This is a genomic window from Streptomyces spectabilis, from assembly GCF_008704795.1.
In the GTDB taxonomy this organism is placed as follows: Bacteria; Actinomycetota; Actinomycetes; order Streptomycetales; family Streptomycetaceae; genus Streptomyces; species Streptomyces spectabilis.
Map to the genome: position 1 here is coordinate 7,193,797 of NZ_CP023690.1, position 12,958 is coordinate 7,206,754.

Sequence of the window (12,958 nt, forward strand, 5' to 3'; positions counted from 1 at the left end):
TACGACCACGAGACGCCGGTGCCCCGCTCCCCGTAACGGCCGCGATCGTGTGACACAGGCCACCGGCCGAGGGGTGTTACGGAACGGCGGGGAGCGGCGTCCAGTGCGTGACGCAGGACCGGTGGTGCGTGGGGCAGGACCGGGAAGGAACAGGCGGGAGTCGGGGATGAGCGAGCGCAGCGAACGAACCACGGACACGGCCGAGCCGCTCGACCGTGCCGCTCGGGTGGAGTCGGTGGACTCCGCGACCGACGTGTTCGTCGCCCACCGCAACCTGTTGTTCACCGTCGCCTACGAAATGCTCGGTTCGGCCGCCGACGCCGAAGACGTCCTCCAGGAGACCTGGCTGCGCTGGGCGGCCGTCGATCGGGCGGCCGTGCGGGAGCAACGGGCCTACCTGGTGCGGATCGTCACCCGGCAGGCCCTGGACCGGATGCGCGCGCTCGGCCGGCGCAAGGAGACCTACGTCGGACCGTGGCTGCCCGAGCCGCTGCTGACCGCGCCGGACGTGGCCGATGACGTCGAGCTGGCCGACAGCATCTCGATGGCGATGCTGCTGGTGATGGAGACGCTCGCGCCGGTCGAACGGGCGGTGTTCGTGCTGCGTGAGGTGTTCGGCCTCGACTACGACGAGATCGCCGAGGCCGTCGGCAGGAGCCCGGCCGCGGTCCGCCAGCTCGCCTATCGGGCGCGGGCGCACGTCGCCGCGCGCCGGCCGCGGGGCACCGTCTCCCCGGCCCGGACCCGAGCCGCGCTCCAGGCCTTCCAGCGAGCCGTCGAGACGGGCGAGTTGCAGAGCCTGCTCGACATCCTCGCGCCTCAGGTCGTCGCCCTGAGCGACGGCGGCGGAGTCCGACACGCCCTGCTGCGGCCGATCGTCGGCGCGGACAAGGTGGCCCGCCTGCTGGCGGGCGGCTGGTGGCGGCGTGACGCCGAAAGATCGGTCGAGCCGGTCCAGATCAACGGCGCTCCGGGTCTCGTCGTCCGAGTCGACGGGGAGGTCGACGGCGTCGTGGCCGTGCGGGTCGAGAACGGCTTCGTCACCGGGGCCTACCACGTGCGCAACCCCGAGAAGCTGGCGCGGATGGCGCGGGAGACCGCCGTCAGCCGCCGATTCCCCGGTCGCTCGGCGAGCGTCACGGATCAGGGGGAGTGAGCGCGGCCCGTGAGGCACCCCCCGGGGGGAGGGGCGCCTCCCGGGCCCGTCCGTCAGCGGCAGAGGGCCTTGTTCACGATCTTGTCCATGTCGTCCTTGACCGTCTTGCCCGGCTGCGTGGTCACAGCGACGTTGACCGCGCGGACCGGCTTGCCGTGCTTCAGGACGACGCCGCCGCGGGTCTCGTAGCCCGTCATGCTGCCGCCGTGGCCCCAGTAGACGCCGCCGCACGCCAGGGGAGTCTTGACGAGCCCCAGGCCGTAGCCGGCCCCCTTGGGGAAGGGGTACGTGGCGTCCACGGTCTTGCGCATCTGCTCCAGCTCGGGCTCCTCCAGCAGGCGCCCGCCCAGGAGCGCGGTGTAGAACCGGTTGAGGTCGGTGTTCGTGGAGACCATCTGCCCCGCCGCCCAGGCCCAGGAGGGGTCCCACTCCGTGGCGTCGACCAGCGGCGCGCCCGCCGCCGACTGGTAGTAGCCCCGGGGGTGGCGCTCCTTGATGGTCGCGTCGCCGTGGGCGGGGAAGTAGGTGTGGCGCAGGCCGATGCGCTTGACGATCCGCCGGTCGATCTCCTGGGCGATCGAGCGGTGGGTGAGCTTCTCCACGATGAGGCCGAGGACCAGGTAGTTGGTGTTGTTGTACTCCCACTTCCCCTTATCGCCGGGCTTGAAGTGGGCCTTGTGCTTCAGGGCGCGGGCCAGCAGCTCGCGGGGCTCGTAGGGGTGGATGTCCTCGTCGAGGTAGTCGACGTAGCTGGGCAGACCGCTGCGGTGCTGGAGGAGGTGGCGGATGGTGATCTTCCGCCCGTCGATGCCGTCGCCGCGCAGGACTCCGGGGAGGTAAGCGTCGACCTTGGCGTCCAGACGGATCTTCTGCTCGCCGACCAGCTGGAGCACGACCGTCGCCATGAACGCCTTGGTGTTGCTGCCGATCCGCACCTGCCCGTCCCGGGGCACCTTCGCGCCGGTGGCGATGTCGCCGACGCCCGCGGTGTACGTACGGGTGCGGCCGTCGCGGTCCGTCACGCTCGCCAGGGCGCCGGGCACGCTGTCGGGGCTCACCAGGGCGTTCAGTCCCTGCTGGACGGGGTCGGGCGCGGCGGAGGAGGCCGTCGCCGAGGGCGCGAGGGCCCCCGCCGCGACCGCCCCGGCGGCCGCCACGGCCACGGCGGACACGACCGTGCGCCGACCGTGCCGCCGCCATCCGGACGAACGGACCTTCTTCGACATCTGCTCGGGCATGGGTCAACTCCTTATGAAGGGTGGGGAAATGAGGGAAAGCGCCGGGGCGGCCGGAGTCAGCGAGGAGCCGGTGAGCCGTGCCGACGGGGAGAGGCCGACGCCCGGCAGGTGAGGTCATCGGCCGGGAGCCTGCCCGTGGTCAGGTAGGCCGTGGCGCTGTCGTCCGCGCAGGAGTTGGTGCCGTTGACGATGTGGCCCTCCCCTCCCGCGACGGTGACCATCCGGGAGCCGCGCAGCGCCCGGTGCATGGCCTGCGCGCCGGACAGGGGCGTTTGGGGGTCCCACGCGTTCTGCACGATCAGCGCCCGGACGTCGTTGTTCACCGTGGTCGCGGGCTCGCTGCCCGGCTTCCAGAAGGCACACGGCTTGATGCCGGACGCGAAGTCGCCGTACAGCGGATACCGGCGCTTGTCGTTGATCGCGTCGCGGCGGTACCGCTCGGGGTCGCGCGGCCACGACGTACGGGTGTCGGCACAGAGGACGGCCCAGGCGCCCGCGGTCTCGTTGTCCGGGGGGACGTCACGGGCGGACGGCGCCGGGGCGGGGCTCGGGGCCCGCCGCTCGCCTCCGCCGCGCTTCGCGTCCCCGGCCGCCTGCTTCAGCCCGGCGACCCACGCGGCGGCCTTGCGCGCGTGGAAGAACGTGGCCCGCTGAGCGCGGATGTCGTCGCCGGTGAGGCGGCGTCCGTCGAGGACGATCGGTTCGCGGTCGGCCCGGGCGACCAGGCGCCAGAAGGCCGCGCGGACCTCGGCCGCCGTCGTGCCGAGCCCGTACGCCGCGTGCCGCCGGGCCGTCCACCGGCTCCATCGCGCGAAGGCGGGCTCGGTGCCCTCCGCCATCGTCTGGAACATGCCGCGCCCGTACCGCGTGGGGTCGGCCGCGCTGTCCAGGACGAAGCGGTCGACTCGCCGCGGGAACATCTGCGTGTAGACGGCGCCGAGGTAGGTGCCGTAGGAGAACCCCAGGTAGGAGATCTTCCGCTCGCCGAGTACGGCACGGACGACGTCCATGTCACGCGCGGTGTTGCGGGTGGTGATGTGCCGCAGCGTCGTCCCGTTCGCGGCTCGGCACTTGGCGGCCACCGTACGGGCCCACCGCACGTCCTTCGCGAAGGTCCGGGCCCGGTACGGGTGCTCCATCTCCTGTTCGCCGCGCGTCAGACCGCAGCCGACGGGAGAGCTGCGGCCGATGCCCCGCGGGTCGAACCCGATGAGGTCGTACCGTTTCCGCACCTCCCCGGAGATCCGCACCGCCGGGTCGACGGGCAGATTCAGGCCCGGCCCGCCGGGGCCGCCGGGATTGAGGAGCAGTACGCCCCGGCGCTCCGAGCCGCTCGTCGCCTTCAGCCGGGATATCGCGATGTGTGTCCTCTTGCCGCCCGGGTCGCCGTAATCCAGCGGCACTTCGAGGGTCGCGCATTGAAAGGCGGCGGGACTCTCGGCGTCGCAGCGCTGCCAGTGGGGCTTCTGCTGGGTGTACGGACGAAGAGGGTCCCGGGCCGCGGCGGCTTCGGACGCGGGAAATCCCGTCGCGGGTGTCAGGGTCGAAAGGAAGGCCGCCGCGATACCGGCGGCCAGAAAAGACGCTGTTCGTGCGGTGCGCACCATGTTGCCCGTCCCCGCCCGTCAGTTTCCGTCGAACTGGTCGTGGACGCACTGCTTGTACTGCTGGAAGGTGTCGGGCTGGTAGCACTCCTGCGTCTCGTTCGCGTACCAGACCAGGAAGAAGGCGGCCGTGATGGACACCGCGATCGCGAGGGCCGACGTCACCACACCGGCGACGGCGCCGCCCCGGCCGACGCCAGTCCGCCCGGCCTTCCGCAGGGCGACGACGCCCAGGACCAGGCCGAGGACCCCGAGCAGGCCGCCGACGATGACGACCGAGGTGCCCAGGCCGATGACGCCGAGGACCAGGGCGGCCCGTGCCGCGCCGTTCCCGCCGTTCTGAGTCCGCCTGCCGTAGCCCCGCGGACCGGGGGCGTGAACGTGTGCCCCCGTGATTCCAGGCGATGCCGTGTGGTGCGGTGACATCTCCACCCCTTGCGTGTTCATCGGTCGTCCTCCGGTTCCTTGCTCCGGGAAAGATCCTGGCTTTCGGGGACGCGGAAAGGCATCGCGGAAAAGCGGGAAATGGTGCTCCCTCGATCGGGGGAGGCCGCCGGTGCGCCTTCGGGCGATACTGGACCGATCATGTTGAGGGGAATCCGGCCGCTGCTGCGCGGCTCCACATACGCGGGCATGCTGTTCGCCGTTCTCGGCGCCTTCGCGAGCCTTCCACTGCTGCCTTTCGCCATGCTGCCCGCGCTGGTGTGGCGATCCGCTCCCTATGGGGTGCAGGTCGCCCTGACCCTGGTCGTCTGGGCGGCACTGATCGGCGCGGTCGGTCTGGCGCGCGGCACGCGGCGGGGCCTTGTCGCGGCCGCCCGCCGGCTCCTGGGGGTGGCGCTGCCGGATCCCGCGGCCGCGTCGGCGCCCGCCGCCGACCGTCTGCGGACCCCTCTCTGGCTGCTGCTGCACGTGGCCGTCGGCTGGACGGGGGCGCTGGCGGGCGGTCTGCTGCTGCTCATGGGCCTGACCCTGCCCGGGGGCTGGCTCGACGCCGAGCTGGAGCTGAGCCTGTTCGGCGGCTCCGCGCGGCCGGGCGACGGCTGGGCGAGCTGGGTGGTGGCACTCGTCTGTCTGCTGCTCGCGGCGGCCCTGTGCGCGGCGGTGACGCGCGCGCTGCGGTGGCTCGCGCCCCGGCTCCTCGGCCCTTCGGCGGCCGAGCGGCTCGCGCTCGCCGCCGAGCGGGAGCGGGCCCTCGCCGAACGCAACCGCCTCGCCCACGAGCTGCACGACTCGATCGGGCACACGCTCACGGCCACCACGATCCAGGCGGCGGTGGCGGGCGAGGTGCTCGCCGCCGACCCGGTGGCCGCGCGGGCCGCCCTGCGCAGCATCGAGGAGTCGGCCAGGGCCGCCCTCGAAGACCTGGACTACGTGCTCGGCGCGCTGCGCGCGCAGGAGTCGGAGACGGCCCCGGCCCGCACCCTGGCCGACCTGCCCGAACTCCTCGACCGGCTGCGGCACGCGGGCGCGGAGGTGCGGCCGGACCTCTCGGGCGACCTGGAGCGGGTGCAGGGCACGCTCTCCCGGGCGGCGTACCGGATCCTCCAGGAGGGCCTGACGAACGCGCTGCGGCACGGGGCGGGCGGCCCGATCCAGGTCAGCGTGGCGGCCGCCCCGGACGGCCTGCGGCTCGGCGTGGTCAACCGGACCGGAGCGGGGACGGGCCCGGCGCGCGGCACCTTCCCGACGTCCGGGCACGGCCTGACCGGCCTCGCCGAGCGCGTGCGGCTGCTGAACGGCGAGCTGGAGTCCGGCGCGGACGGGCCGGACCACTGGCGTCTCGCGGTCCGGCTGCCCGTACGGTGGTCGGCATGATCGACTCCGCCCCCGATACGGGCGCGGCACCCGCGGACGCCTCCGTCACCCTCCTGATCGCCGACGACGACGCGGTGACGCGCAGCGGTCTGTGCCTGCTGCTCGCGGCGCAGCCGGGGATCACGGTGGTCGGTGAGGCCGCCGACGGCGTCGAGGCGGTCGAGCGGGCGCGGCTGCTGCGCCCCGACGTGGTCCTCATGGACGTACGGATGCCGCGCCGCAACGGGATCGAGGCCACCCGGCACCTCCTGGCCGAGCAGGCCGAGCAGGCCGAGCAGGCCGAGCAGGCCGCGCCGCCGAAGGTTGTGGTGATCACCACCTTCGAGAACGACGACTACGTCACCGCCGCGCTCAGCGCGGGGGCCAGCGGGTTCGTGCTCAAGCGGCTGCCGGTCCCGCAGATCGCGGAGGCCGTGCGCGTGGTGGCGGCGGGCGACGCGATCCTCTTCCCCTCGGCGCTGCGCAGGATGGTCGCCGCCCGTCCCCTCGGCTCCGCCGACGCGCTGCCGGCCGCGGCCCTGACGGGGCGCGAGGAGGAGGTGCTGCGCCTCATGGCCACCGGTCTGTCCAACCCGGAGATCGCCGAGGCGCTCACGGTGAGCCTGGAGACGGTGAAGACGCACGTGGGGAACGTGCTCACCAAGCTCGGCGCGCAGAACAGGACCCACGCCGTGGTCATCGCGTACGAATCCGGCCTGGTGGTGCCGGGCTTCACCGGCTGACCGCGGGCCGCGGTCCCGGGCCGTCGCGCCCACCCCGAACCGCCCGGGGTCAAGGCACAGGCGGCAGGCGGGAATTGGACTTTCCGAATTGGTCCGTACTATTCCGCGGCGCCCGCGCCATAAAGAGGTCTCAACTCGGAAAAGGTGCCTGCCCAAAGCTGCATTCGATCTTGCTTGCCCGGTGGCGAGTGGACTATACCTGTGCGCGTCCGCACGGCCCGGTCGGCAAGCCGTGGGTTCCCCCCTTCGACCCCCGCCGGACACATCCCGCACCATCGCACAACCCCAGCTTCACTACTCCGCGGTGCCGGGGAGGATCCGGTTCACCGCCTGAGTCCTGGAAGAGAGCGAGGACTTGAGCATGGGATCCACCTCTGGAACGCCCGGCACGTCCGGCGTCGGCCGCCGCGATCTGATCAAGCGCAGCGCGGCCCTCGGCATCATCTCCGTACCCACGATGAGCTTCCTGTCCGCGTGCGCCTCCGGCGGCGGCGATGACGACGACAAGGCCAAGACGGTCAAGAAGACCAAGGACAACCCCTTCGGCGTCGCCAAGGACAACGACCTGGACGTCTTCATCTTCAAGGGCGGCTACGGCGACGAGTACGCCAAGGCGTGGGAGGCGTCCTTCGAGAAGAAGTACGGCGGCGACGTCGCCCACAGCGGCGAACAGGACGTGACCGGCAAGCTCCAGCCCCGCTTCAACAAGGGCAATCCGCCGGACGTCGTCGACGACTCCGGGTCGAAGAAGATGAAGCTGGACACGCTGTTCAAGGAAGGCCACCTGACCGACCTGACCCAGCTGCTCGACGCGCCGTCCATCGACGACCCGAGCAAGAAGATCCGCGACATCATGCTGCCCGGCACCATCGAACAGGGCACGTTCGGCGGCAAGTTCCACGCGCTGTTCTACGTCTACGCGGCCTGGGGCCTGTGGTATTCCAACAAGCTCTTCAAGAAGCACGGTTGGGACGTCCCCAAGACCTGGGACCAGCTCCTGGACATCATGAAGGACGCCAAGTCCAAGGGCATCGGCGGCCTCGCCCACCAGGGCAAGTACCCGTACTACATGAACATCGTGATCATGGACCTGATCGCCAAGACCGGCGGCATGGACGCCGTGAAGGCGATCGACAACCTCGACCCCAAGGCGTTCGTCGGCAACGACGCCGCCGAGCGCTCCATCGAGGCGGTCTACGAGATCGTGGAGAAGGGCCTGCTGATGCCGGGCACCAACTCCCTGGAGCACACCGAGGCCCAGACCAAGTGGAACGAGTACAAGGCGGTCTTCATCCCGTCCGGCTCCTGGCTGGAGAACGAGCAGGCCAAGCAGACGCCCGAGGACTTCGAGATGACGTTCCTGCCGCTGCCGCTGCTTCCCGACTCCAAGATGAAGCTGCACGCCGTGCGCGTCGGCGCCGACGAGCCCTTCATCGTGCCGTCCAAGGCCAAGAACGTCCCCGGCGGCCTCGAATTCCTGCGCCGGATGCTGTCGAAGGAAGGCGCCACCGACTTCGCCAAGAAGGCCAGTTCGCTCTCCGTGCTCGGCCCGGAGTACGTCGACAAGAGCGTCGAACTGCGCCCCGGCATCAAGACCGCGCTCGCCGCCGTCGACGACTGCCCGGTCCCGGAGCGCTTCAACTTCCGCTACTCGGAGTGGTACGGCGAACTGGACGTCGAGATCCAGAACGCCACCGGTGAGCTGATGGCCAAGCGCCTCACCCCCAAGAAGTGGCTGGAGCGCTGCCAGAAGGCCGTCGACAAGGAACGCGCCAAGGGCACCGACAAGAACAAGAGGAAGTAGCGACGGGGTTCAGGCGAGCCAGGAGCAGGGTGTCATGCATCGGAAAAAGTACCCGTTCATCGTGGGATTCCTCGTCCTTCCCGTCGGGCTCTACCTCCTGCTGGTGATCTGGCCCTACATCCAGACCATCAGCTACTCGTTCACCGACTGGAGCGGCGCCTCCCAGAACTTCGGTTTCGTCGGGTTCGACAACTACAAGGACCTGGCCGACGACGACGTCTTCCTGAAGGCGCTCCGGCACAACGCCCTGCTCCTGGTCCTCGTACCGACCCTGACCATCCTGCTCTCGCTGTTCTTCGCCTTCATGGTGAACGTCGGCGGGCGGGGCGGCGCGGGCGGCGTCTCCGGCGTGAAGGGCTCCGGTTTCTACCGGATCGTCTTCTTCTTCCCGCAGGTCCTGTCCGTCGCGATCCTCGCCATCCTCTTCAAGGCGGTGTACCGGGGCGACGACTCGGGCCTGATCAACGGCAGCCTCCAGGCCGTCGGGCTCGGCGACAAGAACAACCCGACGGAGTGGCTGAACGACCCCGACCTGGTCCTGTGGTGCATCGTCTTCGTGATGATCTGGGCCGGGGCCGGCTTCTACATGGTCCTCTTCTCCGCCGCCATGCAGTCCATCCCGAAGGACATCTACGAGGCCGCGCTCCTCGACGGCGCCGGGCGGGTCCAGACCTTCTTCCGGGTCACGCTCCCGCTGCTCTGGGAGACCATCCAGACGGCCTGGGTGTTCCTCGCGATCCTCTCCATGGACGCGTTCCTGCTGATCTCCACGCTCACCTCGCAGGACTTCGGCGGCGGCCCCGACCACAGCAGCGAGGTCATCTCGACGTACCTGATGCGCAACTTCCAGACGTACAGCAAGAGCGGCTACGCCTGCGCCATGGGCGTCGTGATGCTGCTGCTCACCCTGATCGTGTCCATCGTCACGCTGCGGCTCAGCCGCCGCGAGCGCATCGAGTACTAGGGAGGCGCGAGCGACATGACGGCTCCCGCGACGCAACCCCCCGTCACCAAGGCCGCCCTGCCCGGGCAGCGCGGCGGCGGACGCGGCGGCCCCGGCCGCCGCGACGGGATGGAGGGCAAGACCCTCAACGCCTTCTCGCACGGCTTCCTGGTCCTGTGGGCGATCATGATCGTCCTGCCGCTCTTCTGGATCCTGCTCGGCAACTTCAAGACCGACTCGCAGATCAAGTCCAGCGCCTGGACCTGGCCGACGGAGTGGACCTTCGACGCCTTCCAGCGCGGCTGGGAGAAGGGCGTGGGCGACTACCTGCTCAACACCCTCATCGTGATGATCTTCTCGGTCCCGCTCACGATGCTGCTCGGCGCCATGGCGGCCTATGTCCTGGCCCGCTACGAGTTCGTCGGCAACCGGTTCCTGTACTACTTCTTCGTCGCCGGGTCGATGTTCCCGGTGTTCCTCGCGCTCGTCCCGCTGTACTTCATGGTCGACCGCCTGGGCATGCTGAACACGTACCAAGGGCTGATCCTCGTGTACGTGGCGTACTCGCTGCCCTTCACCGTGTTCTATCTGTACTCGTTCTTCCGGACGCTGCCCACGGCCGTGCACGAGGCGGCGGTGATCGACGGCGCCTCGCACACCCGGGTGTTCTTCCAGATCATGGTGCCGATGGCCAAGCCCGGCCTGATCAGCGTCGGGATCTTCAACGTGCTCGGCCAGTGGAACCAGTACATCCTGCCGCTGACCCTCATGCAGAAGCAGAGCGGCGGCGACGCGGACCGCTCGATGCTCGCCCAGGGCCTGGTGAGCCTGATGAACCAGGGGAACTACGAGACCGACCTGCCCGCCCTGTACGCGGGCATGACGATCTCCATGATCCCGGTGTTCGTCGTCTACGTGTCCTTCCAGCGGCAGGTGCAGTCGGGCCTCACGGTGGCCACCCTCAAATGAGCCCCGGCGCCCGGCGGCGTCAACCCATCAAGTGAAGACGGTGCCCCGTGCGCGGGCCGGGGCCGGACGGAGGGGTGTGACCTCGGCGTCCGGTCACGGCCCGCTCGCGTACCCTCGACAGGCGCCCTGAGCAGCCCTGGATTTCCGTCAAGGACTTGACTGAGGTAACACCTTCAGCAGAGCTTGGAGTTCACAACTTGTACGGGCGGCGAGGGAGCCGTCCGCCATAGGCGGGAGTGGATGAGTCGATGGAGACTCCGGGGTCGCAGTCGTCACTGCACCGAGCAAACCTCGAGCGGGTCGTGCGCGCGGTACGGCTCGCGGGATCACTCACGCAGGCGGAGATCGCCAGGACGACGGGCCTGTCCGCCGCGACCGTGTCGAACATCGTCCGGGAGCTGAAGGACGGCGGCACCGTCGAGGTCACGCCCACGTCGGCGGGCGGCCGCCGGGCCCGCAGCGTCTCGCTCAGCGGCGACGCGGGCATGGTCATCGGCGTCGACTTCGGCCACACCCACCTGCGCGTGGCGCTCGGCAACCTGGCCCACAAGGTGCTCGCCGAGCAGGCCGAGCCGCTGGACGTGGACGCCTCCGCCGCGCAGGGCTTCGACCGGGCCGAGCGCCTGGTCGGCCAGCTGATCGAGCGGGCGGGCGTGGACCGGAGCAAGGTCGCGGGCGTCGGGCTCGGCGTGCCCGGGCCCATCGACGTGGAGTCCGGCACCCTCGGCTCCACCTCGATCCTGCCGGGCTGGGCGGGCACCAGGCCCGCCGAGGAGCTCAAGGAGCGCCTCGGCGTGCCCGTGCACGTGGACAACGACGCCAACCTGGGCGCCCTCGGCGAGCTGGTCTGGGGCAGCGGCAAGGGCGTCAGGGACCTCGCGTACATCAAGGTCGCGAGCGGTGTCGGCGCCGGCCTTGTGATCAGCGGCCGGATCTACCGCGGCCCCGGCGGCACGGCGGGCGAGATCGGGCACATCACCCTGGACGAGTCGGGGCCCGTCTGCCGCTGCGGCAACCGCGGCTGCCTGGAGACCTTCGCCGCCGCGCGCTATGTGCTCCCGCTGCTCCAGTCCAGCCACGGCACCGATCTGACCATGGAGGGCGTGGTCGCCCTCGCCCGCGACGGCGACCCGGGCTGCCGCCGGGTGATCGCCGACGTCGGGCGGCACATCGGCAGCGGTGTCGCGAACCTCTGCAACCTCCTGAACCCCAGCCGGGTCGTCCTCGGCGGCGCCCTCGCGGAGGCCGGGGAGCTGGTGCTCGGGCCCATCCGAGAGTCGGTCGGGCGGTACGCCATCCCGAGCGCGGCCCGTCAACTGTCCGTGCTTCCCGGGGCACTTGGCTCGCGCGCCGAGGTGCTCGGCGCCCTCGCCCTCGCACTCAGCGAGATGGGGGATTCGACGCTTTTGGACGGGTCGCTCCCGACGGCGACACCTGCCTTCACTTAGATAACGCATGGCACCGTTGTCATCTCGTTAAGGATTTACTCCTTGACGCGTGTCGGGTGGCCGAGTTGACTTCGAGCCACCTCGGCCGCAACGACGCGGCCACGTCAGGGAGGCACCCCCAAATGAATGCATGGACGCGCCGCGTCGTCATAGGCACCGCGACCCTTTCCATGGCCGTCACCCTCGCCGCCTGCGGCGAGGCCGGAGGCGGCGATGACGACAAGGGAAGCGGCGGCGACGGAAAGACCATTGGTCTGCTCCTTCCCGAGAACAAGACCACGCGTTATGAGACCTTCGACCGTCCGATCATGGAGGCGAAGATCAAGTCGCTGTGCGGCGACTGCGAGATCAAGTACAACAACGCCGCGCAGGACATCGAGAACCAGAAGAAGCAATTCGACGCGCTCATTACGCAGGGCGTCAAGGTCATCATTCTGGATTCCGTGGACTACAAGTCCACGAAGAGCTGGATCGAGCGCGCCGACAAGGAGGGCGTCAAGGTCGTCGCGTACGACCGACTGGCCGAGGGCCCGCTGTCCGCGTACGTCAGCTACGACAACGAGAAGATCGGCCGCCTCCAGGGCGGTGCCCTGGTCAAGGCCCTCGGGTCCAAGGCCAAGGACTCCAACGTCGTCATGATCAACGGCTCGCCGACCGACCCGAACGCCCCGTTCTTCAAGAAGGGCGCCCACTCGGTGCTCGACAAGAACGTGAAGAAGGTCGTCTACGAGCAGGACATCCCCGACTGGTCGCCCGACGAGGCCAACAAGAAGATGGCCACCGCCATCGACAAGCTCGGCAAGGACGGCTTCGACGGCGTCTACTCCGCCAACGACGGCATGGCCGGCGGCATCATCACCGCCCTCAAGCAGCGCGGCATCAACGTCCCCGTCGGCGGCCAGGACGCCGAACTCGCGGGCATCCAGCGGCTGCTGAGCGGCGAGCAGGACTTCACGATCTACAAGCAGATCAAGCCGGAGGCCGAGACCACCGCCGAGATCGCGGTGCGCCTGCTCAAGGGCAAGAAGATCGACGACCTCATCGACCGCAAGGTCGACTCCCTGAGCGGCGACTACAAGGGCATCCCCGCCAAGCTCTACGACGCCCAGGCGATCACCAAGAACGACGTGGCCGGCACGATCGTCAAGGACAAGGTCTACAAGGCGAGCGAGATCTGCACCAAGCAGTTCAAGGCCGCCTGCGACGAGGCCGGGATCAAGTAACCCCGGCCGTTCCCCGGCGCCGGTGCCCGGAGC

General features: G+C 69.9%; 11 protein-coding genes. 8 read left to right on the plus strand and 3 right to left on the minus strand.

The genetic code is table 11. From position 1 onward, the window contains the following. Positions 1-166 precede the first annotated feature (166 nt). Entirely contained in the window at positions 167-1,156 is a 990-nt protein-coding gene (locus tag CP982_RS31555; RefSeq protein WP_150513559.1) for an RNA polymerase sigma-70 factor, read from the plus strand. Positions 1,157-1,209: 53 nt separating this feature from the next. On the opposite strand, the gene CP982_RS31560 is transcribed toward CP982_RS31555, so the two are convergent. Genes CP982_RS31560 through CP982_RS31570 form a run of 3 tightly spaced genes read right to left on the minus strand, consistent with a single transcriptional unit; the run spans position 1,210 to position 4,445 of the window. After that, positions 1,210-2,394 carry a serine hydrolase domain-containing protein gene (locus tag CP982_RS31560; protein ID WP_150513560.1) on the minus strand — a complete coding sequence of 395 codons (1,185 nt, stop codon included), beginning with the start codon at positions 2,392-2,394 and terminating at the stop codon, positions 1,210-1,212. A 56-nt stretch (positions 2,395-2,450) separates the two neighbouring features. Beyond that, positions 2,451-4,001 (minus strand): alpha/beta hydrolase, encoded by a 1,551-nt coding sequence (locus CP982_RS31565; protein WP_150513561.1) that lies wholly within the window; start codon positions 3,999-4,001, stop codon positions 2,451-2,453. A gap of 18 nt (positions 4,002-4,019) precedes the next feature. Beyond that, positions 4,020-4,445, minus strand: a complete 426-nt coding sequence (locus CP982_RS31570) for a DUF4190 domain-containing protein (RefSeq protein WP_150513562.1) — start codon at positions 4,443-4,445, stop codon at positions 4,020-4,022. A gap of 138 nt (positions 4,446-4,583) precedes the next feature. Here CP982_RS31570 and CP982_RS31575 point away from each other — a divergent pair, with 138 nt between their 5' ends. The 7 genes from CP982_RS31575 (at position 4,584) to CP982_RS31605 (ending at position 12,925) form a co-directional block, all read left to right on the plus strand. Further along, a complete protein-coding gene (locus CP982_RS31575; RefSeq protein WP_150513563.1) occupies positions 4,584-5,816 on the plus strand; it encodes a sensor histidine kinase in 1,233 nt (410 codons plus the stop codon). Next, positions 5,813-6,538, plus strand: a complete 726-nt coding sequence (locus CP982_RS31580) for a response regulator (RefSeq protein ID WP_150513564.1) — start codon at positions 5,813-5,815, stop codon at positions 6,536-6,538. The genes CP982_RS31575 and CP982_RS31580 overlap by 4 nt, the downstream gene beginning before the upstream one ends. Before the next feature lie 361 nt (positions 6,539-6,899). Then, complete coding sequence (ngcE, locus tag CP982_RS31585) at positions 6,900-8,342, plus strand: N-acetylglucosamine/diacetylchitobiose ABC transporter substrate-binding protein (protein WP_150513565.1); 1,443 nt, start codon at positions 6,900-6,902, stop codon at positions 8,340-8,342. Between the two features lie 34 nt (positions 8,343-8,376). Then, entirely contained in the window at positions 8,377-9,306 is a 930-nt protein-coding gene (locus tag CP982_RS31590) for a carbohydrate ABC transporter permease (RefSeq protein WP_150513566.1), read from the plus strand. Between the two features lie 15 nt (positions 9,307-9,321). Next, positions 9,322-10,254, plus strand: a complete 933-nt coding sequence (locus CP982_RS31595) for a carbohydrate ABC transporter permease (RefSeq protein WP_150513567.1) — start codon at positions 9,322-9,324, stop codon at positions 10,252-10,254. 248 nt (positions 10,255-10,502) lie between these two features. Continuing rightward, positions 10,503-11,702 (plus strand): ROK family transcriptional regulator, encoded by a 1,200-nt coding sequence (locus CP982_RS31600; RefSeq protein WP_150513568.1) that lies wholly within the window; start codon positions 10,503-10,505, stop codon positions 11,700-11,702. 122 nt (positions 11,703-11,824) lie between these two features. Further along, positions 11,825-12,925 (plus strand): substrate-binding domain-containing protein, encoded by a 1,101-nt coding sequence (locus CP982_RS31605; protein ID WP_225987337.1) that lies wholly within the window; start codon positions 11,825-11,827, stop codon positions 12,923-12,925. Positions 12,926-12,958 lie beyond the last annotated feature (33 nt).